Raw genomic sequence first — 24,340 nt, forward strand, 5'->3', positions numbered from 1 at the left:
TTCTCATAATAGGTTTCTGCATATGCCAGTCGATATCTCCTTAGCACAAGCACCCGTTCCTCCCCTTTCACCTGTGGAGTTTTCCCACGATGATCTGCAATTTCCCGCCCTTAAACAGCATATTGATGAATTCCGGCTATGGCTTGAACAGGCATTCAAGGCAGGTATTTCACCGGATGCCCTGATTTACACCCGCAGTGATTATATTGATCAACTGTTAAAGCGACTCTGGCAGGAACAGGGGTTTGATCAGATAGATTCCCTTGCACTGATTGCTGTCGGGGGCTATGGCCGCCGCGAATTGCATCCTCTCTCTGACATTGACCTATTGATTCTGAGTGAATCGCCATTGGCTGAGGAGCAATCGGCTCGTCTCGGGCAGCTTATTGCCCTGCTTTGGGATATCCGCCTTGAAGTCGGCCACAGTGTCAGGACATTCGAAGAGTGTCAGCAAAAGGGGCTTTCCGACCCCACTATCGCAACTAACCTCATAGAATCCCGCCTGATTTGTGGGGATTTACCGCTATTTCTGCGATTGCAGAAATATATTTTCAGTGATGATTTCTGGCCGTCCGCCAAATTTTTCGCTGCCAAAATTGCGGAACAACAAGAACGCCATCAACGCTATCACAGCACCAGTTACAATCTGGAACCTGATATCAAAAGCAGTCCGGGTGGACTACGCGATATTCACACCTTACTTTGGGTCGCTCACCGCCATTTTGGCGCGACCTCCTTAGATGAAATGGTCAATTTTGGTTTCCTGACCCAAGAGGAACGCAATGAGCTGAACGAATGCCAGCATTTTCTCTGGCGCATCCGTTTTGCGCTTCATCTGGTTGTTAACCGTTATGATAACCGGCTGCTGTTTGAGCGCCAGTTCAGTGTCGCCCAACTGCTCGGCTATGAAGGGGAAAGAAATCAGCCTGTCGAGCGCATGATGAAAGATTTTTATCGCATGACCCGTCGCGTCAGTGAGCTGAATAACATGCTGCTGCAACTGTTTGATGAAGCCATTTTGGCATTGCAGCCCCATGAGAAACCCCGTCCCCTGAACAGCGAGTTTCAATTGCGGGGAAACCTGATCGACCTCATTGATGAAACACTGTTCAGCCGTGATCCCACGTCAATATTGCGCATGTTTTATCACATGGCTGAACATCGTGAAATTCAGGGGATCTATTCGACGACATTGCGCCAACTTCGTTATGCCCGCAGAAACCTGAGCACACCTTTGTGTGAACTCCCCGCCGCCCGGAAAATTTTTATGGCTATCCTGCGCCATCCCCATGCGGTTGCCGGAGCGTTACTCCCCATGCACCGGCATAGTGTATTAGGCGCTTATATGCCATTTTGGAGCAACATTGTCGGCCAGATGCAGTTTGACCTTTTTCATGCTTATACGGTTGACGAGCACACCATCCGCGTACTGCAAAAACTGGAAAGTTTTGCCGATGAAAACAACCGTGTTATCCACCCGCTGTGTGTTGAACTTTATCCGCGTCTTCCTCAACCAGAGCTATTGCGGCTGGCGGCTTTTTTCCATGATATTGCCAAAGGGCGCAATGGTGATCATTCTGAGCTTGGTGCCAAAGATGCCTTCGTCTTCGCACAACAGCATGGCCTGACCAACCATGAAGCAGAATTAGTGGAATGGCTGGTTCGCGACCATTTACTGATGTCAGTAACTGCGCAGCGGCGGGATATCCAAGATCCCGACGTCATCCAGCAATTTGCCGGTCAGGTTAAAAACCAAAACCGTCTTAATTATTTAGCCTGCCTCACCGTCGCCGATATTTGTGCGACCAACGCCAAACTCTGGAATAGCTGGAAACAGAGCCTGATACGTGAACTCTATTTCGCCACGGAAACCCAATTGCGCCAAGGGATTCAAAATACCCCTGATTTACGGGAACGCCTCCGTAATAATCGCTTGCAGGCATTGACGCTTCTGCAACAAGAAAATATCGACGAGCAGCGGTTACACCATATCTGGAACCGTTGCCATGCGGATTACTTCCTGCGTCATACCCCTGACCAATTAGCGTGGCACGCCAGCCACTTAATCCACCACACGATCTACCACACGATCCACCAAACTTCTCTGGAACCCATGGTGCTCATCAGCACCGCGTTTTCTCACGGCGGAACAGAAATTTTTATCTGGTGCCAAGATCGGCCTTCGCTTTTTGCGGCCGTCGTTGGAGAATTGGACAAGCGTAATTTGAGTGTCCACGATGCCCAAATCTTCACGAACCGTGATGAAATGGCGATGGATACCTTTGTTGTCTTGGAGCCTAACGGCCATCCCCTGGCATTTGATCGCCACGAACCTATCCGCCGTGCCTTGCTGAAAGTCGTGAATGATCCTCATCTTAACGTGCCAAAGGCACGCAATCTGCCTGCCAAACTGCGTCATTTTAACGTTCCAACCAAGGTTAACTTTTTACCAAGCAAAAATGCTCGCCGTACTTATATGGAATTGATCGCGTTGGATCAGCCCGGATTATTGGCACGGGTGGGGAATATTTTCGCTGAATTGGGTATTTCCCTGCACGGCGCCCGCATTACGACCATCGGTGAGCGTGTCGAAGACTTTTTTGTCTTAGCGGATAAAGATCAAAACGCATTACATAAAAAAATAAGGGATGAATTATCAGAAAGGTTGACAGAAGCCCTCGACACACGGGATAAACTATAACAAGACTCTCTTAACAGAAATTAGGAACCGCATACTTATGCAGCAATTACAAACGACTATCGAAACTGCGTTTGAAAACCGTGTAAACATCACGCCAACGACGGTTGATGATGCAACCCGCGATGCAATTAATCAGGTTATTCAAATGCTGGACAGCGGCAAACTGCGTGTCGCTGAAAAAATCGACGGAAAGTGGGTAACGCATCAATGGCTGAAAAAAGCGGTACTGCTTTCCTTCCGCATTAATGACAATCAGGTGATGGAAGGCGCTGAAAGCCGCTATTTTGATAAAGTACCGATGAAATTTGCTGACTATGATCAGGCTCGTTTCGAAAAAGAAGGATTCCGTGTCGTGCCGCCTGCGGCTGTTCGCCAAGGTGCCTATATCGCCCGCAATACCGTCTTGATGCCATCTTACGTCAACCTCGGTGCTTACGTGGATGAAGGCAGCATGGTAGACACTTGGGCAACCGTCGGTTCCTGTGCCCAGATTGGTAAAAATGTTCACTTATCCGGTGGCGTTGGTATTGGTGGTGTTCTGGAGCCATTGCAGGCCAACCCAACCATTATCGAAGACAACTGCTTTATCGGCGCACGCTCTGAGATTGTTGAAGGCGTTATCGTCGAAGAAGGCTCGGTGATCTCAATGGGTGTTTATATCGGCCAAAGCACCAAAATCTATGATCGCGAAACCGGTGAAATCCATTATGGCCGTGTCCCTGCGGGTTCGGTCGTCGTCTCCGGTAATCTTCCGTCAAAAGATGGCAGTTACAGCCTGTATTGCGCCGTTATTGTGAAAAAGGTGGATGCCAAGACCCGTGGCAAGGTGGGAATTAATGAACTGCTGAGAAATATTGATTAAATTTTTAAAATAGCGGAGCCACCCAAATGGGTGCCTCTGCCCCTGCGCAATCTTGATTTCAAAGTCTGTAAATAAAGTAATGGGTTTGACATTTTTTCCATTCTTTTCCAATCGCACAAAGCCATGCCGATTAAATGTTTTAAACCCCATTAACCCATTGACTTTTAACGATTACGACATGGATAATAAATCCACTGTTTTTTTGCCTTTTCCATTTCATTTAGGTGACTAGGTGGCGCGCTATGTACGATAATCTGAAAAGTTTGGGGATCACGCATCCTGAAGATATTGATCGCTATAGCCTCCGTCAGGAAGCGAATAACGATACTCTGAAGATTTATTTCCGTAAAGATAAGGGCGAATTCTTCGCCAAGAGCGTTAAATTTAAGTATCCACGCCAGTTAAAAACCATCTCTGACGATCACTCAAGCCAAGGCTACAAAGAAATCAAGGAGATTAACACCAACCTGCGTTATGTGATTGAAGAGTTGGATCAGATTTGCAAGCGTGATCAGATTGAAGTGGATTTGAAACACAAGATCCTCGACGATTTACGTCATCTCGAACATGTCGTTGCAAATAAGATAGCAGAAATTGAAGCAGATTTGGAAAAGCTGACCCGTAAATAATTGTAACAGCTTGTCATACACCGCTTATCCGCCCAAATTCCCGAAGCCAATAAAGGCATAAGCGGTGTAAATCAGCCCGTTGTTTACAACCTTACCGACAACAACGTTCCCCACTCCTTAATCCAGCCTTGGGCAAAGACTTCAGGTTCAGCGACCTCAATCGCATCAATCTGCAATACCCCGCCGATGCGTTTAGCGCCCTGTTCCTGTAACATTTCATCAAACGTGCAGCCACCACCACAGAAAGTGTCGTAACTACTGTCGCCCAACGCGATCACGCCATAGCTCAGATCAGGCTGATAGCCCAACTTATCATTCAATTCGGTATACAGCGGCTGGATATTGTCAGGCAGATCGCCTTGCCCCGTGGTCGAAGTGACCACTAACACCACTTGCTGCAAATACTTTTGCCATTGCACTAAAGTTGCATCTTCAAAAATTTCAACCTCATGCCCTTGCTGCTCAAGTATCTGCTGCGCTTCTTCCGCAACGGCCAGCGCATTGCCATAAACTGTACCAACGAAAACACCAATTTTTGCCATAAATATTGATCTCTTTAAATCAGTTTTCATCATAGTGGGAGTTCGCAATCTTGTCCCACGCGGTGCGCGGGGCAAAATTGACTCCTATCATTTTGAAACACTATTTAACCGGTTTGATACTGCGTTCATTCATGCCTAGTGAGACATTCCAGCTCAGGCATAATGCCCTGCCAGCCAAACTGTTCAAGCAAACGCTGCCATGATGGATCCCAGCGCGCAGTCAGAAGAAGGTTCTCCCCTGTCACAGGGTGCTTGAGTTGCAGGTGGCTGGCATGCAGCATTAACCTGCCAGTCTGATAATATTTAGCCACACCGCGATTTTGTCGCAAATCGCCGTGCGTGGTATCCCCAATGATCGGGTGTCGAATATGTGACATATGCCGCCGCAATTGATGCTTACGGCCGCTTTTTGGCATCAACGCCACCAAACTAAAACGTGATGTCGGATAACGGCCGATTTCAACCGGACACTCGACTTGTGCCAATGAACGGTAATATGTCACGGCGGGTTGCGCTGCCCTGTCTGTATCAGCAAATTTATCCGCAATTTTATCCAACTGCTCCATTAGGGCGTAGTCGATAATATCATCACCTTCAACATAACCCCGTACAACGGCATGATACGTTTTTTGTATATCGTGGCATTCAAATTGTTGTGACAGTGTTCTGGCGACGTCACTCGAAAGTGCCATTAACAGAACCCCGGATGTCGGCTTGTCCAGACGATGGACGGGAAAAACATGCTGTCCAATTTGATCACGCAATGTCTGCATCACAAAAACCGTCTCATGACGCGCCAGCCAGCTACGGTGAACCAACCATCCGGCAGGCTTATTGACGGCAACGATATGCTCATCCTGATAAATAATCTCCAGCATATCAAGCATCCTGCGTAAACAGATTGTCCAACGCCCGCAAATGTTCAAGCAGGGGGAAATAACGCTCGGCTTCTTCTTTGTAAACTTCTTCAAAATAGGGAGCGATGGCGAATGCCGTCGGCAAACAGGCTTGTTGCTCTATCAAGGCGCGCATTCTTGGGATTAGCACCCACTGGAGCCACTCCCCTGCTGATAAAGTATCAATGGAAAAAGGTTCCGTGCTTTCAAAGGCTTCGGGTTTAGGCGGATAATCTTGCCATATGCCCAGTGTTTTCAGGGTCGCTTCAATTAACTGTAATTTATGTAGAATTTGTGTCTCGATACTCATGATGTTTCGTCTGATGCTCAATCTGTTGCTCAGATGACAGAAACTGCCACCACGTCATTGGGACGTAAGAGTATCATTGATACGATTTCAGCGGAAAAATTACGGTAGGAAAAATTGCAGCAATCTAAATGGCAATCTAAATGAAGTAAGAGGAGAGATTTTACCTCTCCTCTTGAGTGGCTGTCATAGCAATCCTGCTACTTGGGGTACTTCCTGTTTATTTCCCTGACAAAATACATCCCTGTCAGATATCCTTTATTCAATCATTATACTGATAGTTTTTTAGCTTTCCTGCCTGTACCTAATCATCCTTGTACCATCTTCCCGATGGATTTATTCCCTGGTTATTGTTGTGCAGTGGTTCCTTGCGGAACAGTGAAAGGATCTACGATTCAGACGGTTGACACAAGCCACGGGATCAGCATCGCCAGAGAAATGATAAAATGTGCACTGAGATAAAATCACGCATTCTATTGATATAAAATAGAAATAATTTTATCAGATAATATTCACGCCATGATTAAAAGAGATATCTCACGCGAGATGTGAGATATCTCTTACAAAAAATCAGACCAATCTCTGCAATTAACTGCCCATGACAGGTGTGATAACCGCAAGGAAACTGGCTAAATCTGCGGCTAACGTACTCCTTTCATGGCTACCAAACTTTTCAAGGATCACTTGCCCGGTCAAATTACACACCGAAATTAACCCCATGTCGGTATCCGTCGTGCCAATAAATACGGTCGGCGAGAGTTTTAACCGCTTCTGGGTAACAAGGTGACCAATCAGGTTTTCCTGCAAACGGATAAAATCATCTTCACTCCATACCTGAATCAGGCTGAAATGTTGTCCGGCAAAACTGGCTGTCATATCACCCGCAAGCTGCATCGTATAGTAAGCATGGATAGCATCCTGCAAGCAGATCTCCAGCGCAGTTTCTACCTTATTGAGTTTTTCTTGCACAGAAAACGGCCGTGGAAGCCAATGCACCACGCTCTCACCCGTACGCTCAACACAGGGTGAAGGTACGCCATACAATTCGCTGCTGGCCGGCGGAAACCCCGTTTTCTGTTGCCAGAATTCAACATAACGTCGGGTAAAGTCAGAGAGTGCCTCTGTCACATTAAAGGTCATATGCTTATATCATTCCTATTTTCAGGCTCAGGCTTAATCACTTTCTATTCTATACCCAATGACCGGCAAATTGCAGCACAGTGACAAGAGAATGAATTCCGAAGAATAATTAGCTTAATAAAATATTTTTTAGTCTCTGCCCGTCATGGGAAAACATTCGAACTATAATAAAGATAATTCGGCGCATTTATTACGCGGCAATACTGACGTTCAGATAAATTAAAAACAGCAACCACTTCCATTAAACACATTAAATCATGCAAACAATAAAACATGACAAAATATAAATATATTTTTATCCCTGAAATAAAAATTATAAAGTAAGACCGATTGGGCAATCACATAATTGGTCACCTTTGATATTGAACGCCAAACAAGAGGCACCCCAAAATATTATGCTCATGGATCTGCGACCCCATTTCAGATTGCGCAATCCTCTCCCTGTGCCATCGTTACAGCACAAACCGGTGTATTGATGGAAGCACTCATGACGCAACTGGAAGAGCACGGCCTTGGCTTCACCACAACACCAGAGCCCGGCGATTTAACATTAGGCGGTGTTGCTGGCAATTGGCGGACATGGAACCGCCATCAAAGCGCGTGGGGAAGACAATCAGGCGGGTCACACTTACGGTTCTTTGAGCAATGCGATATTGTCGCTCTCTGCGGTCATCTGGGATAGAGTTTGTAACCTTGTCCCCCGCGTTGGGTCAGTTTCAGTCTTTCTATGCCGATCTTCTGCTGTCAACGTCGAGGAAAGATATCTGGGGTTGGAGTAAAAATGTATGCCCATCAATTTCTCCGCCAGTTTGAACAAAGGTTATGTAAGGAATTTAATGGTACTTACGCAGCAGTTCGCGTCGAATGGAGTAAAGGGTGAACCTACAGTGAAAATGCCGCATGGGAAGATGAAGATATCATAAAAAATAATATTCCCGCTTCATTCAATGATGGACAACCTGCTGATAATAATTGGACTGCGGTAATATCTTTATTAAATACCTATGACCCACATCACATATTCAGATCACCGTTATTGGAGAAATTGCTTTCTGTTGATAGCCAATAGGTTTCCGATTAAAAACAAAGGAAATAAAACATGCCATCATCAGACTTGCTTAAAAAAGAAAATAGTGACTTACAAAATGAAATAATTACTGAAATAGAATATCACTTATCTGACTTTCCCAAAGCGGTGAGTTGGAAGATGAACAATTTTAAAAATTGGTCAGGCGAAATTCGTGCCGATAATATCCCTTGCTGTATACCGAAAACAGCCGAAGAAATTATTTCCGTGGTGAATTGGGCATGGCAAGAAAATTATAAATTAAGACCCATCGGACAATCACATAATTGGTCACCACTGATATTGGCATCAGGGCAAAGTGGCAAAAATCGCATTATGTTGCTGGATCTTTCCGCTCATTTCACCCATGTCAATATCGAGCATCGTTCGACATTTTCCATCGTGACAGCGCAAACCGGGATATTAATGGAAACGTTACTGACCCAAATGGAAGAACAGGGCTTGGGCTTTACGGCAACACCCGCGCCCGGTGATTTAACACTCGGCGCGGTTCTCGCCATCGACGGGCATGGCACTGCCATTAAAGCGCTTGACGAAATCCGGCTTCCCGGGCATACATTCGGCTCTCTCAGTAATGCGATATTATCCTTGTCTGCCGTCGTATGGGATAAAGAAAGTCAGCAATATACCATTAGGCGTTTTGAGCGACATGATCCTGATTGCGCGCCGCTATTAACCCATATTGGTTGTTCGCTGATTTTGGAAGTGCAACTTCAGGCGGGGAAAAATCAACGCCTTCGCTGTCAGAGTTTCACCGATATTCCGGCAGATGAGTTATTTGCCCCGCCGGAAAGCACAAAAGAAAAGCGGACGTTCAGTGATTTTCTGGATAAAAGTGGTCGGGCGGAAATCATTTTATTCCCCTTCACACATGCACCGTGGCTAAAAGTCTGGAGTGTCGCCCCCACCAAGCCGGCTGCCAGCCTTGAAGTTAAGGCACCTTATAACTACCCCTTTTCCGATAATATTTCACCTACCCTATCGGATATCGCGGATAACCTTCTGGCCAATTTCCCGCTGATAACGCCTCTGGTGAGTGAAATGCAATATCAACTGACCCATGCCGCCTTGCAAAATAGTGGTAAAGATCTCTGGGGTTGGAGTAAAAACCTGCTGTTATATGTCAAACCCACCACATTGCGTGTTACCGCCAATGGTTATGCAGTATTAACGCAACGTAAAAATATCCAACTTGTATTGAATAAATTTTATACCCACTGGCAGCAATTAATACAACACTATGCAAACCAAGGGAAATATCCGATCAATGGCCCGCTTGAAGTTCGGGTAACCGGATTAGATGATCCCACTGAAGTGGTGTCTACAGGAGCGACCGTGCCTGCCCTATCCGCCATTCGCCCCCGACGGGATCGACCGGAATGGGATGTCGCAGTCTGGCTTGATGTCTTAACCTTTCCAGAAACCCCCTATGCCATTGAATTTTGCCAACAACTTGAACAGTGGCTATTCAACGAATTTGAGGGTTCTTATGCCTGCGCCCGTGTTGAATGGAGTAAAGGCTGGGCTTATGGTGCTAACCGCGCATGGGAGGATAAAGAGGTATTGACCAACATCATTCCGGCGTCATTGACTGACGGTTTGCCTGCTGATAACAACTGGGTTTCGGCCGTTTCAGCATTACATAAATACGATCCATATCACATCTTTAGATCGCCACTATTGGATAGATTGCTTCAGGCATAAACTTTCTCTATCCCCTATAAACTTCAAGTTGCAGCTCGTGAAACGAAGGCCGCTGATTATCTTCCCGCCCCGTGGGGAGATAATCAATGCACATTGAAGTATGGCGAGTATATGCAGATATCAACGCACAATAAAAATACGAACCATCAGGATTCCTTGATACACTACGGGCTTACCTTACCGTCTAAAGATAGTACAGCTTCAAGGAATCCTAATGTCTCTGTATCAAGATAATCAGGCACTCGCCCAACTCACCTTGGGTAAACCCACTCCCTACCGCGATAGCTACGATCCCGCATTATTACAAGCAGTTCCCCGCAGTCTGAACCGGGAACCGCTTGGGCTTTATCCTGACAATCTCCCTTTTCATGGGGCAGATATCTGGACAATGTACGAACTTTCCTGGCTCAACGCGCGTGGCGTTCCTCAAGTAGCCATCGGCCATGTCAGCCTGGATGCGGCCAGTGAGAACCTGATCGAATCGAAGAGTTTTAAACTTTATCTGAACAGTTTTAACCAAACTCGCTTTGCGGATTGGGAAACGGTACAAAAAACCTTGCAACACGATTTATCGGCTTGTGCCAATGGCGACATTGAAATTGTCCTGCATCCCCTCCATGATTTCAGCCAGCAGCCCATTGCCGGATTTGCAGGAGAATGTATCGATAATCAGGATATTGATATTGATGATTATCAATTCAATCGCGATTATCTTAACCATGCAGCAACCGGCCCTGTGGTTGAGGAAACCCTGATTAGCCATTTGCTGAAATCAAACTGCCTGATCACCCACCAGCCTGATTGGGGATCGGTGATGATCCGTTATAAAGGTGCGAAGATCGATCAGGAAAAACTGCTGCGCTACCTAGTGTCTTTCCGGCATCACAATGAATTTCATGAACAGTGTGTCGAGCGTATTTTCAATGACTTAATGGCGTTATGCGCACCGGAAACACTCACGGTTTATGCACGTTATACCCGTCGGGGGGGATTAGATATCAATCCGTGGCGCAGTAATGAAGCATTTATTCCAGCAACAGGAAGGTTAGCCCGCCAGTAATCATCGAACCCGCAAGGGGTAAAAGGAGTCACTCTTGATTACACATGTTAATCCATTAGGATCAATGAATTTACTCTCCCAGCTTGAAGTCGATATGCTTAAGCGTACCGCAAGCAGTGATTTGTACCGCCTTTTCCGTAATTGTTCACTTGCGGTTCTCAATTCAGGTAGTCAAACGGATAACAGCAAAGAATTACTGTCAAAATATCAAGATTTTGACATCAACGTACTGCGCAGGGAACGGGGCGTAAAACTGGAACTCGTCAATCCCCCGGAAGACGCCTTTGTTGATGGCAAAATCATCCGCTCCCTGCAAGCCAATCTTTTCGCCGTCTTACGCGATATTTTGTTTGTTCACGCGCAAATTGCCAGTGCACAGAAGGCGCATAATCTGAATATGGAAAATGGTATGCACATTACCAATACCATTTTCTCCATCCTGCGCAACGCCAAAGCCCTGCATATCTCAGAAGAACCCAATATGATTGTTTGTTGGGGCGGCCATTCCATCAATGAGAAAGAGTACTTGTACGGGCGCAAGGTCGGCAATGAGCTTGGACTGCGTGAACTCAATATCTGTACGGGTTGTGGGCCGGGGGCAATGGAAGCGCCGATGAAAGGTGCCGCCGTAGGACATGCCCAGCAGAATTACAGGAAAAGTCGTTTCATCGGCATTACCGAACCTTCCATTATTGCGGCAGAGCCACCCAATCCGCTGGTCAATGAACTGATCATCATGCCGGATATTGAAAAACGTCTGGAAGCCTTTGTCCGTATCGCCCACGGTATCATTATCTTCCCCGGCGGAGTCGGAACAGCAGAAGAGTTGCTGTATTTGCTGTCCATCCTGATGAATCACGAAAATAAAGATCAAGTTCTGCCACTGGTTTTGACCGGCCCCAAAGAGAGCGCCAATTACTTTCAGGTGCTGGATGAATTTATCGTTCATACACTGGGAAAACAGGCGCGCCATTACTATCGCATTATTGTGGATGCGCCGGCAGAAGTAGCACGCATTATGAAAAAAGCCATGCCGGACGTTCAGGAAAATCGCCGCTTAACCGGAGATGCCTATAGCTTCAACTGGTCACTGAAAATCCCCCCTGATCTCCAGTCCCCGTTTATTCCGTCCCACGAAAACATGGCTAACCTGAATTTATATCCAAATCAGCCACCGGAAAAACTGGCCTCAGCACTACGACGCGCATTTTCTGGTATTGTGGCAGGTAATGTCAAAGAAGCGGGGATTCATGCCATAGAAAAACGGGGGGTATTCAAGATCCACGGTGATGCGGACATCATGCGTCGCATGGATAATCTTCTGAAAGATTTTGTCGAGCAGGATCGCATGAAACTTCCCGGGGGGAGTACTTATAAGCCCTGTTATGACATAATCAAATAAATTGCAGATACCTCATCAATATTCAATGAGGCTGGTGCCAGGGGATCCATCCACGGACGGAAGATAACGACCATGATACACCTTTTGATTGTAGACGCCTTAAACCTGATCCGGCGCATCCATGCGGTACAGGGAAGCCCTTGCATTCCTGCCTGTGAACATGCGTTAAAGCAGTTAATCACCCACGCATCCCCTACCCATGTGGTGGCGGTATTTGATGAAGAGGGACGCAGCCATAGCTGGCGCCATCAACTTTTCCCCGATTACAAGGCGGGACGTGCTGCCATGCCGGATAACTTGCAGCAAGAAATGCCATTCATTAAGCAGGCATTCGATGTGTTGGGAGTGGCTTGCTGGCACATGGAAGGGCATGAAGCCGATGATTTGGCTGCAACACTGGCAACAAAAGTCGCCAATAGCGGGCACAGTGTCACGATCGTTTCAACTGATAAAGGCTACTGCCAGCTCCTGTCCCCCAATATCCAAATTCGTGATTACTTCCAAAAACGCTGGCTGGATTTACCCTTTATCCAGCAAGCGTTTGGGGTTGCACCTCACCAACTGCCTGATTATTGGGGGCTTGCTGGTATCAGCAGCAGTAAAATCCCCGGCGTTCAGGGGATTGGCCCCAAAACAGCCGCTACCCTGCTGCAACAAGCCGGCTCATTGGATAATTTATTCCAGCATTTGGATACCCAACCGGATAAATGGCGAAAAAAATTAGAATCTCACAAGGAAATGGCTTATATCAGCCGTGAAATTGCTACGCTAAGAACCGATTTGTTATTACAAGGAAATTTGCAGCAATTGCGGCTTACCAAGAGATAAGGGATCACCTCAGCCAAAATAATCCGCAATTAATTTAATATGTTCCCCCTTTAATTGGCCGGATTCATTTAACAACCCAATCCACGCTTTCATATAGTCATATTTGGCCTGAGACAGTTCACGACGGGCGGTATAGAGTTGTTGTTCGGCATTTAATATATCGACATTCACCCGCTGCCCCAGTGTCACACTTTTTTGCGTCGCTTTCACCTGTAATGCCGCCGCTTCCACCGCCATTTCATAAGCGCGTATCCGCTTTTCGCCATTCACGCAAGCGTTATAATGGCGTCTCAGTGCGTTGAGGATCTCCCCCGTCTGGGCATCCATTTCGAATTTTGTCTTGCCATAGTTTGCGGCGGATTGACGCACTGACGCCGCCGTCCCTCCGCCATTATAGAGATTCATGGAGACGCGCAATCCGATGGCATCCGTCCGGTATTTTTGGTCGATGCTGTTATCGCTGCTGGATTTATTTTCGCTGTGGGACGCATACAGCTCCAGTTTTGGCAAATACCCCGCCCGGCTGCGCGCAATATCGTGATGCGCCACATCCACTTTCTGGCGGGCAACGGCCAGTTGCGGATTCTGGCGTAATGCCCGTTGCTCCCAATCGGCGTAATGTGCCAAGTCCAGTCGGAGAGGGTTGAACCGTGGCGCGCCGGATAAACGATTAACCGGCAAATCCATTGGCAACGGGATGCCCACCAATAACTGCAAGTCACGAATGGCGGCATCCAGTTCGTCTTGTACCGTTAATTCATCCGCCAATACCTGACTGTAACGCGCCTGAGTTTCCGCGACATCGGTGCGGGTGCCTTCACCAGAAGAGAACAACTTTTGGTTACGTTCCAGTTGCGCCTCATAAGCGGCTCGTTGCTGGGCAACCTGCGCCAGCCGATCCTGCGCATAAGCGACAGCCATATAATGGGTCACCACCCTGACGGCCAGTTGCTGGCTGTCCGCCCTAAAACGGTTGTCACTCATCAGGGCATAAGCCTGACGGGTGCGATAACGCGCCCACACTTCGAAATCAATCAACGGCTGGGTCAGAATAACCGCCCCGCTATAGCTGTTATACTGCCGGTCACGGCGCTCCCTGACGATCCTGCCCCGTGGATCTAAAGATTGCGATTCCATCTGCTGCCAGTTTTTGGGCGCATTCTGGTAACTCAGGGATAACTTGGGCAACAATTCCGCCAGCCCAAGGTTCTCCTCCTCCTGACCCGCTTCCTGCGCTTTAATCGCCGCCTGAAAGGTCGGATCGTGCTGCAAGGCCAGCGCGTAGGTTTCCGTTAAGGAAAGGGCACTGGCAGAACGGGGAGATAACGCCGGCAGCAATACCGATAACAACAATACAGATAACAGCCGTACCGATAACAACCGTATCGGTAAAAACAAAGCAACACGGTGATACATCAACATCCCATTACTCCTCAATCAGCGAGGTAGACGCCCTGTCCATTAACGGCTTGAACAGATAACTCAACAATGAACGCGAACCAGTTTTGACGAACACTTCAACCGGCATCCCCGGTTTGATATTCAAGCCCGCCAGTTTCTCCATGCCTGCCGGCGTGACCCTCAACCGCATCTGGTAATAAGGCTCCCTTGTCCGTTCATCCAGCAAACGGTCGGCAGAAATCACCATCACTTTACCCGCCACTTTCGGCGTCCGGTTCTGATTGAATGCGGTAAACATCAAATCAACCTCCTGCCCCACGGCGACTTTATCAATCAGGTGCACCATCAAACGCGCCTCGACTTCCAGCGCCCCCCGGGTCGGCAGGATCTCCATTAATTTCTCACCGGAAGCCACCACACCGCCCTGCGTAAACACGGTTAACCCCACCACCGAGCCGTCTGCCGGCGCAATAATGGCCGTCTGTGACCGATCAAATTGGGCCGTTTCCAGCTTATTGCCCAGCTCATTTGCCAATACCTGCACATCAGCCAACTGGCTGCGTACTTCCCGTTGGTAATCAGCCTGACGCTGGATAACCCGCTGCTGCGTTTCCTGCCGCTGCTTTTCAAGCTGCCCCATTTTGCCGGTCATTTCGGCGATACTGCCGCTTAATTCACTTTGGCTGCGCAGTAATTCCAGATAGCGGTTACGGGGAAAATAGCCCTCTTCCGTCAGCGGTTGCAAATTCGTCACCTGTTCCTTGAGCGAAAGTTGCTGCTGCTGTTTACTCACCAACGCTGCCCTCAGCCCCTTGATTTGAAAATCCAGCCCCTCTTCGGCTTGCCGCATGCCCGCCAGATCACTGCGCAACATTTCACGACGGGATAAAAAGAGCTGTTTTTGTAAGGCCAGAATGTCGTGAACCCGTGGCTCTGATGCCTGATTCAGTCGCACAGGAAAAACAACCTCCTCCTGTCCTTGCTGCTCGGCCAACAGCCGGGCTTCGGTGGCTAAGGTGGTATAAAGCTGCTGTTTGAGGGAGTCAATTTGGGCATTCACCTGCACCTGACTGAGCTGAACCAATACCTGCCCGGCCTGCACATGTTCACCCTCTTTCACCTGAATGTGACGGATAATGCCATTCACCGGGGATTGGACGGTTTTGCGATTGCCATCCACCACGACCGTACCCGATGAAGCCACGCCTTTATCGAGTGGCGCAAATGCCGCCCAGATGAAAAAACCCAGAATGCCAATCCCAATCACCAGCCAACCTGTTCGCAGGTAACGATTGGCATCCAGCGGCAATAATTCCGCCACCTCGTGTTGGCTATCCTTTGCGTTAGTCTGATAGGACATCTTTACTCCCAAATATCATGTTACGAGGCACGTTCGACCGCGTTTAGCGGTGGCTGTGATGGAGACTGGGGTTGGGACAGCGCCGCCCTCACCTGTTGGGAAGGACCAAACATTTTCATTTTCCCCTGCACCAACAGCAAAATTTTGCTGGTTTGCGAGAGCAATGACGGCCTGTGGGTGATAACCACCACGGTTTTGCCCTGTTCCCGCAATTGGGCAATCGCATGGCTTAAGGCTTTTTCACCGATATCATCCAGATTCGAATTGGGTTCATCCAACACCACCAGCGATGGATTGCCATACAGTGCGCGCGCCAAACCGATCCGCTGTTTCTGTCCGCCGGACAACCCCATGCCGCCCGCGCCGATAACCGTGTCATACCCCTGTTCAAGATTGAGCACCAATTCATGGACACCGGCTTTTTTCGCTGCTTCAATGACTTTTTCCGGTTCAACCTCATTAAAGCGGGCAATATTCTCCGCGATCGTGCCACCGAACAGCTCAATATCCTGCGGCAGATAACCCACGGAGGCGCCCAGCTCATCTTTGTTCCATTGGTAGATATCCGCATCATCAAGCCGCACAACGCCGTCTTGCGCCGGCCATATCCCGACCAACAGGCGAGCCAGTGTTGATTTCCCTGACGCACTGGGGCCAATCACGCCCAGAACCTCACCGGCCTCCAGCGCAAAATGGATATCCTGCAAAACATAGTGGTTATTTTTACCCGGTGGCATGGCGGAGACGTTTTCCAGCAACAACGCGCCCTTCGGCGGCGGCAATGGCATACCACTTTTGCGCTTCGGTTGGGCTTTCAGCAGCTTGTCCAACCGTTGCCACGACAGGCGTGCCGCGCTCCAGCCCTTCCATGCCTGTATCAACTGTTCAATGGGGGATAACGCTCTGCCCATCAGGATGGAACCCGCAATCATCATCCCCGGGGTGATATGGCCTTCAATCGCCAACCAGCCGCCCAAGCCAAGGATCAGCGATTGCAAAGCCATGCGTACCGTTTTGGTCAATGCCATGATCGCGGCCGCACGTTCACTGGCAATACGCTGAAAATTGAGAAAACGCTGATGCAGGCCAAACCAGCGCTGACGCAATGCCGGCAACATGCCGAGCGCTTCAATCACTTCGGCATTACGCAAATTGGTACTGGCTAAGTTGGCGGAACGTAAAGAAAGATGGCTCGCTTCTGCCAAGGGCGCTTGGGACAGCCATTGGTTCAACACGGCCAGCGTGATCAAAATGATCGCCCCCACCAGCGCCAACAACCCCAAATACGGGCTGAACAGGAAAATAACGCCAAGATAGACCGGGAACCAAGGCGCATCAAAAAAGGCAAACAGGGCATTGCCCGTCAGGAACTGGCGGAGGGTCGCCAAGTCATTGAGCATCTGCCCGGCATCGGTGGAACCGTTTTTCAGGTTGGATTCACAGGAAGCGGTATAGACCCGCCGGTTCAGGCACATATCAAACTGACTGCCGATGCGGATTACCACCTGACTGCGGATATATTCCAGCCCGCCCATCATGGCAAACATCCCCAGTGTGATTAACGTCAGCATCAGCAGGGTCATTTCATTACCGGATGGCAGCACCCGGTCATAGACTTGCAGCATATAAATGGAGGGAACCAGCATCAGCAGATTGATGAATGCCGTAAATAATCCAAGCGTCCAGAAGACCTTGCTGCGTGCACGGATAACATCCGTGATTTCATCCTTCGGAAAGCGTAATTTCACTGCAATCCCTTCATCATTAACGGAAGCAAAATAAATGCGTTATCTATATGAGCCACGATGAACCACTGAATTAGCCATTGCGCGTCATGGCCAGTTCCCGACCGTCAACAAAATAAGCGATCCACTGTTCAGCTTCATGACTGAAAAAGGCCAGGCTGTTGCCATCATGATCGGTCAATGTGATGCCATCAGGCGACGGATACCACCCTTCAACCGGCTGCCCAATCAACTCAGCCACACAGGCATCGCCTTTTACCGCCCACATTGAACCTTCGGTTAAACGGGTATCCGTCAATTCAATACGGCACTGCTTATTCCCATCGGAGAGTTGCCATAACCCTTTCAACTCGCCAGCGGGGGGAAGTCTCAAACTACTCGCCATACATCCTCCTATAAAAAAGAGAGAGAAAATTATCGGTAAGATCAGGGTAGATAAAAACGATTTCACGCGATAAAACCGACAACCACAAAGCAAGGGTTCCATCATCTTTTATTTCCACAATATTGCCGTACCCTGAGTGGCATACGGCAATATTCTCTTAACGTGATAACCTCAATTAGACGATGAAATCGGCTTCAGTCAACGGCTGACCGATAACTTTCACCAGAAAATCATTGCCGGCCAGATCACCACCCAGACTAATTTCCAAATCGGTGACATCATTTGCTTCATCATAAGTGAACAGCACTTCGCCGGCCTTACCTGAGAACGAATCGACAAATTTGATATCACCAGTACCGCCGAAATTGAACTCAGACAGGTCAATCTTGTCTTCACCAGAGATAAAATCGTGGATCCAGTCTGGATTGTCTTTCAGTGATTCTTTGCCGTCCAAGTAAACAAACGTATCGTTTCCTTCACCGCCCCACAGATGATCACCGCCCAGACCGCCATAAATGACGTCATCGCCGGCACCGCCTTTCAGGATGTTGTCTGCGCTGTTACCGACCAGAATATCGTCACCGCTGCCGCCGATAGCGTTTTCAATCACGACACCACGGCCGATAGAAACGTTGCCTTTCAAACCGCCGACATCGGAGAAAGCGGCTTCATTCAGGTTGATACGCTGATTTTGGGTAAAGCCAGAGAAATCAAAGGTATCTTCACCACCGGCATCCCAGACACTGAAGACGAGTTTGCTGTCCGCATCAGTGGCGGTCATAAAATCGCGATCTGTATTGGAATTGAAACCATATACGGTATCACCCGCCCGGGTTTCCATATTCTCGCCATACAGATCCTGAATGGCGGAAATATCATTCAGCAACGGTGCCGATGAATAATTTGCTTTGAAATCCTGACCCGTGTTTTTTTCGCTGAAATAACTCATGACGGTATGAGCACGGGAATCTTCGAAATATTCCGCTGACCTGATATAGCTCGGACGTATTTTATCAGAAGCGTCATAATCGGCAGGATGTTCCAGCCCCAAGGCATGACCAATTTCATGCGTGAACGTCTGGCGGGCATAACCATTCACATCAATGTCATTGTCCACAAAAGTATGGCTGGTTGCATTATACCAACTATAAGCCGTTCTCTGACCCTGTGGCAGCGTTGCAAATGCGTAATCCTTGGTGGCGCTATAATCAAAGAAACCAAACGTGATATTGGCCTTATTAGGGCTGCTCACTTCGGTAAATTTAATATTGGCAACATCAGACCAAGATTGTAAAGAAAGTTTCGCGGCTTCTTTTTGATCTTCATTAAAAGCACTGAAATCAGCAATCTTCAATAATGGCATGATCGCTGGCGCCGATTTCAGGAAGTTATACGATAATTCCAATGTGCCGGATTTAACGTATTTATTGGCCCAGTGATAATTTCCACGCAAAAGCTCATCAGGCGCTTCATCGGCTAATACCTTATGTGCCACCCGAACACCGGGATCAGAATTTGGCACGTAGGCATTGAGCAGTGAGTTAACATCCTGAACAGAATGGGAATCAGATAACCCCGAATAGGTATATTTTTTCTTTGAGGCCATGTCAATCTCCTGTAACAACAAGATAAGTATCCTAAAATCCGAAATTTTTAAAATAACGGGAGTAAGAGTTTTAAATTCTTTCTAGGGCGCTCTTAGAAGTAAAACTCCAGAATAAAATAGCGTTAGTTAGGGTCTGTGTAAAAATAATTCATATATCTTTTTAGAATACATATTGAACAAATTTAATTTATGTAATTAATTATTCATTTCTCATTAAAAATTTTTTGATAATAAAGAAACAACATTATTTATTACTAAATAATGTTGTTTTTATCTGCTGGAAATTGATCTTAAGAAAGCATGATCTCTTTAGTTTTTTTTACTCAGGGTATAACTCAGTCTGATAGTCAGGTCGATATCTCACATTTTTAATATGGTTATTATGGGTGAAAATTATTATTTAAATATATTAAACGACAAATAAAAAACATAACCATCCACTTTAAAAAACACTACATTCATTAATGTAAAAAATCATCATTGCAATAAATGAAAAAAAATCATTACCACTATGTTTTAGTTTCAATAAAAACAATAACAAAACCAATATCCCACAATAAAATACATTTTAAGAAAAGGATTGACACCAGTGTAATTTATCGTTAACTTCCCTTCCTGACCTATTTTTACAAAAAATAAAATTAATAACTACATTCTTTACTTAATCATTTAATTTAAACCATTATTGAATAAATAGGAAATGAATGATGAAATACGATTTTATTGTTATTGGTTCAGGAGCAATAGGTAGTTCCATATCCTATGAGTTAGCAAATAGAGGATTTTCTGTTTGTAGAATCGGCAATACAGATAGAAGTCATTCTGCCTCTCAAGCAGCAGGAGCCATGAATGGTTGCTTTGGTGAGATCACACAAGGTTTATTGGCCAGTCGACACGGAAAGTTGAAGTTAGATATGGACTGTATTGCTAAAAAGCTTTGGCCAACATGGGAAAAAAGGCTATCTGATTCCTCCGGTAATGACAAACCATTATTCACAGCAGAAGGAACTCATATAATCCTTAATACTGCTGGAATGAAAGAAGTTGATAGCCTCAATTATGATGCTATTGAGCAATCGCTTATCCACTATTCAGTCCCTTATTCAACAATTGACCCACGAGAAATTCAATGGCTCAATCCTAATGATCTAGTCCGTCCACTTCGTGCCTTATATATTCCTGATGAGCATGCTGTAAATTCTGATTTATTACTTAAAAAGCTGGACGCAGCATTTATTGAAGAAGGTGGGATAATTATAGAAGAAAATGCTCAATGTGTGTTAGCTGAAAATGGTAAGGCTGTAGGCGTTAAGTTATTGAGTGGAGAATGCTTACAGGCAAACAAGGTTATAGTCGCAGCTGGAGTAAACTCATTAGAACTTCTATATAATTTACCTGAAATTTCCAAAAAAATTCCGCCAATATTTGCAGGTTATGGCGTATCAATTTTAGTCAGGGTTCCTGAAGGCAAAAAGTTGCCAACGTCGGTTATCCGTACCCCTAATAGGGCATTTGCATGTGGTCTACACTGTGTACCACGCGGGGAAAGAACTTTATATCTTGGTGCAACCAATATCTTGGCAGAAAAACCACGTAAACATGCCTTAATTTCTGATGTCCAATTTTTACTAGATTGTGCATTAGAACAGTTAGATATTAATCTTTATGATGCTGAAATTCTTTCAATTCAAGTCGGCAATAGGCCCATTCCTGCCGATGGTTTTCCATTAATAGGACCATGTGATGATACTAATATATGGCTTGTCACTGGAACATATCGCGATGGATTACACCAATCCCCTTTATTAGCGAATTATATTGCTAATTCTTTAACTGGAGTGGAAAACTCGCAAATTAACCTTGATGATTTTAACCCTATCCGCCCACCATTAGTTGGCCTACCTCGTGAATTAATAGTTAAAGAAACTGTTCAACAAATGTTTGCTACAGGATATGAATATCGTTGGGATATCAAACCCTATTGGCTACCATTGCTGGATAAGGGACTAAATGAAAACTATCAGGCTTTGATTGAATCTCTCCATCCTCATTTTACTCCTCCACCAGAATTAGTTGCATTTTCTTACCTTTATGAATCAATGCGTCAGAAATTGCATACTTATTATGGAGTGTGGTCATGAATTTTTCTCATGAATATCAAGTTTTCATTGATAATGCCAGGAAACTTTTATCGGAAGCTGGTATTTGGGATGTCGAATCAGATCTTGAATGTTTGATCGATCGTTATTTGGAAAGAAGTAATAAAGAACAAGCTTATAATGAATTTATGCTTGCAGTTTATGAACGCTGTAATCGCATACCGCTTGGGCATATTGTTAACTCTGTAAATTTTGATGGATTACCTTTAGTTGTTGGCTCTGGAGTATTTATTCCTCGTACTCATAGTCAACTTATTCATAAATGGATTAACAAAGAGAGTAACATTCCTTCTGGTTCAACTGTTTTAGATTTATGTTCAGGATGCGGCGCAATTGGTTTATCAATCGCTAAACGTCGTCCAGATTTAAATGTTGTTTGCGTAGAGTACGATACAGTGGCCTTTCAATATTTGGTAAGAAATATCAATAGATTATCTAATTTATCTATAAAGGCCCAAGCATTTCAAACTGATTTACGTGATCTTCAATCACTTGATAAATTTAAAAAATCAGTCTCATTAATTGTAGCTAATCCGCCATACATACCAGAAAAACACTCAATATTACCAGAATGGGAGAAACATCATCCTTATGTTTCAGTATATTCTGGAGATGATGGCCTGGATTTAATTCGTTCGATCATAATTCAATCCAAGCAATCTCTTAAAGCAAGTGGATGGCTGGTTATTGAACATCAAGAAAATCAACAAAATGCCGTCGGCAATCTATTTTTAAAAGAAGGTTTTTCCCAAGTTAGAACGATTATTGATAATGATTCTTCAGATACAACTGGTCTTTCAGTTATTACTATTGGTATAAATGATTTTTAATCTTCAGTAATTAATTTAGTAAATAACAAATTATAGGGGTAACAAAAATGAATCAGAGAAATGAACAAGATTGGATGACAATACGTAAATCACGTACAACCAGCATTTTGAGTCAAGCTATTAAAGAAGATTTAACTGGTTTCACAGTAACGGAGCGTATTGACAAAAAAATCACGACAGATAAAGGTAAAACTTTTACCGAATTTGTTTCGTGCTCTTATTTAGGTTTAGAAAACCACCCCGCTTTAATAGAAGCAGCTAAACAAGCAATGAACAAAACTGGAATTCATCTATCATCATCTCGTGGAGCTATGTGCCCACAATATCTACAACAATTAGAAGAATTGTTATCAGAGATTTACAGAGGGAATTCAGTTGTTGTTTTTACATCTACCAGTAATGTTCATCTTGGTGTACTACCATTATTAGGAAGTGGTTCTTTACCAAGTTATGCTATTACTCGCCCTGTACATTGGTTAATAGACAAAACAGCACATGCTTCTATGCAGATTTTACGCGGCATCCTTGAACAATTTGGATTAGTATCAAGAATTGATAGTAGTGATGAAGAATCTATACAACAAGCTTTACAGGACTGTAAAAGAAACAATCGCACTCCTATTCTATTGATTGATGGGATTGGTTCTATGACAGGAGTACTTCCGGTAGCAGAACTATCTAATAAGTTATCAGCTGCTGGAGGGTATGTATACGTAGATGATGCTCATGGTATTTCTATAGTTGGAAATCATGGTTCAGGTTATTGTTTCTCGTCCTTAGATCATCAATTACCAGAGAATCTTATAATTGCAAGCTCATTATCCAAAGCTTTTGGAGGCTCTGGTGGTTTTGTCGTAGTTAAAGATACAAAAGACGTTGAAGTGATCACTACGTTAGCAAATACTTTAGTTTTTGGTCATTCAATTATGGTTCCTATGCTAGCGGCTAATGTTGCTTCAGCAAAAATTCATCTTACAACTGAAATACAAACCAGACAAAAAAAATTATGGAAAAACATTAAGTTATTTGACTCATTAAGCCAAAACAGTCTAATGAATGCTGGTGCTATATCCCCAATTCGTGGCGCTATGTTTGAAAATGAAGCAGATGGTTTTGAAGCTGCACGTATACTACATAACAAGGGTATATTATTATTTCCAGTGTTTTATCCATTTATATCTGAAGGTAAAGCCATGCTTCGATTCGCCTTCTCTTGTGAACATAAAGAAATCGAAATAATACAACTATCCGAATCTCTGACTGAAATAAAAGATAAAGGATTAAGTTGGCTGAAACCAGAAGAAATTATTCCACAAGTTTAAAAAACCTGATTTAAAAGTAAACCCATATAAAAAGGAATGCTAATACCCATGAATCAGTTAACAAAGATAAACCATCAAAATATATTACAACCATATAGGGACTCATTAGACATTATTAATGTTAAAATTCTTACTCTTCTTTCTGAGCGTATGAGTGTCTGCATGAAAATAGCGGAAATAAAAGCAGAAAAAAATATTCCAATGATGCAACCTCAACGCATAAATTCATTAATGAAACTATTAAAAGAAAGGTCTCAAGAATTCAAATTAAGAGAAGAATATACAAAATCAATATTTAATTTAATTATTAATGAAACATGTTATCAAGAAAGTATCTTGATAGAAAACTTCTTAAACAATAAAGATAAATAAAG

General features: G+C 45.3%; 21 protein-coding genes and 1 pseudogene. 13 read left to right on the forward strand and 9 right to left on the reverse strand.

Translation table 11 applies throughout. The features are described 5' to 3' along the window. Positions 1–22: 22 nt before the first annotated feature. From glnD to PSI17_RS03015, 3 genes are all read left to right on the forward strand, one after another. Positions 23–2,701, forward strand: a complete 2,679-nt coding sequence (gene glnD, locus PSI17_RS03005) for a bifunctional uridylyltransferase/uridylyl-removing protein GlnD (RefSeq protein ID WP_273550541.1) — start codon at positions 23–25, stop codon at positions 2,699–2,701. 37 nt (positions 2,702–2,738) lie between these two features. Continuing rightward, on the forward strand, positions 2,739–3,563 hold the full coding sequence (gene dapD / locus PSI17_RS03010; RefSeq protein ID WP_273550542.1) for a 2,3,4,5-tetrahydropyridine-2,6-dicarboxylate N-succinyltransferase: 825 nt from the start codon (positions 2,739–2,741) through the stop codon (positions 3,561–3,563). Positions 3,564–3,805: 242 nt separating this feature from the next. Continuing rightward, on the forward strand, positions 3,806–4,192 hold the full coding sequence (locus tag PSI17_RS03015) for a DUF3461 family protein (protein ID WP_273550543.1): 387 nt from the start codon (positions 3,806–3,808) through the stop codon (positions 4,190–4,192). Between the two features lie 83 nt (positions 4,193–4,275). Here PSI17_RS03015 and PSI17_RS03020 read toward each other — a convergent pair whose 3' ends face one another. From PSI17_RS03020 to syd, 4 genes are all read right to left on the reverse strand, one after another. Beyond that, positions 4,276–4,734, reverse strand: coding sequence for a flavodoxin (locus PSI17_RS03020; RefSeq protein WP_273550544.1), 459 nt, complete (start codon positions 4,732–4,734; stop codon positions 4,276–4,278). 125 nt (positions 4,735–4,859) lie between these two features. Beyond that, a complete protein-coding gene (truC, locus tag PSI17_RS03025; protein ID WP_273550545.1) occupies positions 4,860–5,612 on the reverse strand; it encodes a tRNA pseudouridine(65) synthase TruC in 753 nt (250 codons plus the stop codon). A gap of 1 nt (position 5,613) precedes the next feature. Further along, positions 5,614–5,940: a YqcC family protein gene (locus tag PSI17_RS03030; protein WP_273550546.1), complete on the reverse strand. Its 327-nt coding sequence runs from the start codon at positions 5,938–5,940 to the stop codon at positions 5,614–5,616. Positions 5,941–6,525: 585 nt separating this feature from the next. Continuing rightward, the gene (gene syd, locus PSI17_RS03035) at positions 6,526–7,077 is read right to left on the reverse strand and encodes a SecY-interacting protein (RefSeq protein ID WP_273550547.1); all 552 of its coding nucleotides are present in this window, start codon (positions 7,075–7,077) and stop codon (positions 6,526–6,528) included. Between the two features lie 346 nt (positions 7,078–7,423). Between syd and PSI17_RS03040 the strand changes: the two genes are divergently transcribed. The 6 genes and pseudogenes from PSI17_RS03040 to xni all read left to right on the forward strand — a co-directional run bounded on the left by PSI17_RS03040 (position 7,424) and on the right by xni (position 13,158). Further along, positions 7,424–7,759, forward strand: a complete 336-nt coding sequence (locus PSI17_RS03040) for a hypothetical protein (protein WP_273550548.1) — start codon at positions 7,424–7,426, stop codon at positions 7,757–7,759. A gap of 99 nt (positions 7,760–7,858) precedes the next feature. Then, a pseudogene (locus PSI17_RS17370) lies at positions 7,859–8,146 on the forward strand (cholesterol oxidase substrate-binding domain-containing protein). A gap of 30 nt (positions 8,147–8,176) precedes the next feature. Then, positions 8,177–9,868, forward strand: a complete 1,692-nt coding sequence (locus PSI17_RS03045) for a cholesterol oxidase substrate-binding domain-containing protein (protein WP_273550549.1) — start codon at positions 8,177–8,179, stop codon at positions 9,866–9,868. A gap of 214 nt (positions 9,869–10,082) precedes the next feature. After that, a complete protein-coding gene (gene queF, locus PSI17_RS03050; protein WP_273550550.1) occupies positions 10,083–10,928 on the forward strand; it encodes an NADPH-dependent 7-cyano-7-deazaguanine reductase QueF in 846 nt (281 codons plus the stop codon). A 34-nt stretch (positions 10,929–10,962) separates the two neighbouring features. Continuing rightward, positions 10,963–12,330, forward strand: a complete 1,368-nt coding sequence (ppnN, locus tag PSI17_RS03055) for a nucleotide 5'-monophosphate nucleosidase PpnN (RefSeq protein ID WP_273550551.1) — start codon at positions 10,963–10,965, stop codon at positions 12,328–12,330. A 72-nt stretch (positions 12,331–12,402) separates the two neighbouring features. Continuing rightward, a complete protein-coding gene (gene xni, locus PSI17_RS03060) occupies positions 12,403–13,158 on the forward strand; it encodes a flap endonuclease Xni (protein ID WP_273550552.1) in 756 nt (251 codons plus the stop codon). Between the two features lie 9 nt (positions 13,159–13,167). Here the strand turns inward: xni and PSI17_RS03065 are convergent, their stop codons facing one another. The 5 genes from PSI17_RS03065 to PSI17_RS03085 form a co-directional block, all read right to left on the reverse strand. Further along, positions 13,168–14,580 (reverse strand): TolC family outer membrane protein, encoded by a 1,413-nt coding sequence (locus PSI17_RS03065; protein WP_273550553.1) that lies wholly within the window; start codon positions 14,578–14,580, stop codon positions 13,168–13,170. Between the two features lie 4 nt (positions 14,581–14,584). After that, positions 14,585–15,919: an HlyD family type I secretion periplasmic adaptor subunit gene (locus tag PSI17_RS03070; protein ID WP_273550554.1), complete on the reverse strand. Its 1,335-nt coding sequence runs from the start codon at positions 15,917–15,919 to the stop codon at positions 14,585–14,587. A gap of 20 nt (positions 15,920–15,939) precedes the next feature. Beyond that, positions 15,940–17,667 carry a type I secretion system permease/ATPase gene (locus tag PSI17_RS03075; RefSeq protein WP_273550555.1) on the reverse strand — a complete coding sequence of 576 codons (1,728 nt, stop codon included), beginning with the start codon at positions 17,665–17,667 and terminating at the stop codon, positions 15,940–15,942. Positions 17,668–17,737: 70 nt separating this feature from the next. Beyond that, positions 17,738–18,049, reverse strand: a complete 312-nt coding sequence (locus tag PSI17_RS03080; protein ID WP_273550556.1) for a protease inhibitor Inh/omp19 family protein — start codon at positions 18,047–18,049, stop codon at positions 17,738–17,740. 175 nt (positions 18,050–18,224) lie between these two features. Then, positions 18,225–19,655, reverse strand: coding sequence for a serralysin family metalloprotease (locus tag PSI17_RS03085; RefSeq protein ID WP_273550557.1), 1,431 nt, complete (start codon positions 19,653–19,655; stop codon positions 18,225–18,227). Positions 19,656–20,362: 707 nt separating this feature from the next. Between PSI17_RS03085 and PSI17_RS03090 the strand changes: the two genes are divergently transcribed. From PSI17_RS03090 to PSI17_RS03105, 4 genes are read left to right on the forward strand one after another with little or no spacing between them, the layout of a single operon-like run. After that, the gene (locus PSI17_RS03090) at positions 20,363–21,796 is read left to right on the forward strand and encodes an NAD(P)/FAD-dependent oxidoreductase (protein ID WP_273550558.1); all 1,434 of its coding nucleotides are present in this window, start codon (positions 20,363–20,365) and stop codon (positions 21,794–21,796) included. Then, a complete protein-coding gene (locus PSI17_RS03095) occupies positions 21,793–22,644 on the forward strand; it encodes a HemK/PrmC family methyltransferase (protein ID WP_273550559.1) in 852 nt (283 codons plus the stop codon). The genes PSI17_RS03090 and PSI17_RS03095 overlap by 4 nt, the downstream gene beginning before the upstream one ends. 47 nt (positions 22,645–22,691) lie before the next feature. Beyond that, the gene (locus PSI17_RS03100; protein ID WP_273550560.1) at positions 22,692–23,966 is read left to right on the forward strand and encodes an aminotransferase class I/II-fold pyridoxal phosphate-dependent enzyme; all 1,275 of its coding nucleotides are present in this window, start codon (positions 22,692–22,694) and stop codon (positions 23,964–23,966) included. A gap of 48 nt (positions 23,967–24,014) precedes the next feature. Beyond that, positions 24,015–24,338, forward strand: a complete 324-nt coding sequence (locus PSI17_RS03105; RefSeq protein WP_273550561.1) for a chorismate mutase — start codon at positions 24,015–24,017, stop codon at positions 24,336–24,338. The last annotated feature ends 2 nt before the right edge of the window (positions 24,339–24,340 follow it).

It is taken from the genome of Xenorhabdus sp. IM139775 (genome assembly GCF_028598745.1).
Lineage (GTDB): Bacteria > Pseudomonadota > Gammaproteobacteria > Enterobacterales > Enterobacteriaceae > Xenorhabdus.

Bases quoted from the DNA above. Each gene is read 5' to 3' on its own strand.
- syd (WP_273550547.1), bottom strand. From the start codon at position 7,077: ATGACCTTTAATGTGACAGAGGCACTCTCTGACTTTACCCGACGTTAT.
- xni (WP_273550552.1), top strand. From the start codon at position 12,403: ATGATACACCTTTTGATTGTAGACGCCTTAAACCTGATCCGGCGCATC.
- glnD (WP_273550541.1), top strand. From the start codon at position 23: ATGCCAGTCGATATCTCCTTAGCACAAGCACCCGTTCCTCCCCTTTCA.
- truC (WP_273550545.1), bottom strand. From the start codon at position 5,612: ATGCTGGAGATTATTTATCAGGATGAGCATATCGTTGCCGTCAATAAG.
- PSI17_RS03100 (WP_273550560.1), top strand. From the start codon at position 22,692: ATGAATCAGAGAAATGAACAAGATTGGATGACAATACGTAAATCACGT.
- PSI17_RS03085 (WP_273550557.1), bottom strand. From the start codon at position 19,655: ATGGCCTCAAAGAAAAAATATACCTATTCGGGGTTATCTGATTCCCAT.
- PSI17_RS03080 (WP_273550556.1), bottom strand. From the start codon at position 18,049: ATGGCGAGTAGTTTGAGACTTCCCCCCGCTGGCGAGTTGAAAGGGTTA.
- PSI17_RS03095 (WP_273550559.1), top strand. From the start codon at position 21,793: ATGAATTTTTCTCATGAATATCAAGTTTTCATTGATAATGCCAGGAAA.
- PSI17_RS03015 (WP_273550543.1), top strand. From the start codon at position 3,806: ATGTACGATAATCTGAAAAGTTTGGGGATCACGCATCCTGAAGATATT.
- PSI17_RS03065 (WP_273550553.1), bottom strand. From the start codon at position 14,580: ATGTTGATGTATCACCGTGTTGCTTTGTTTTTACCGATACGGTTGTTA.
- PSI17_RS03070 (WP_273550554.1), bottom strand. From the start codon at position 15,919: ATGTCCTATCAGACTAACGCAAAGGATAGCCAACACGAGGTGGCGGAA.
- PSI17_RS03030 (WP_273550546.1), bottom strand. From the start codon at position 5,940: ATGAGTATCGAGACACAAATTCTACATAAATTACAGTTAATTGAAGCG.
- dapD (WP_273550542.1), top strand. From the start codon at position 2,739: ATGCAGCAATTACAAACGACTATCGAAACTGCGTTTGAAAACCGTGTA.
- queF (WP_273550550.1), top strand. From the start codon at position 10,083: ATGTCTCTGTATCAAGATAATCAGGCACTCGCCCAACTCACCTTGGGT.
- PSI17_RS03020 (WP_273550544.1), bottom strand. From the start codon at position 4,734: ATGGCAAAAATTGGTGTTTTCGTTGGTACAGTTTATGGCAATGCGCTG.
- PSI17_RS03090 (WP_273550558.1), top strand. From the start codon at position 20,363: ATGAAATACGATTTTATTGTTATTGGTTCAGGAGCAATAGGTAGTTCC.
- PSI17_RS03105 (WP_273550561.1), top strand. From the start codon at position 24,015: ATGAATCAGTTAACAAAGATAAACCATCAAAATATATTACAACCATAT.
- PSI17_RS03045 (WP_273550549.1), top strand. From the start codon at position 8,177: ATGCCATCATCAGACTTGCTTAAAAAAGAAAATAGTGACTTACAAAAT.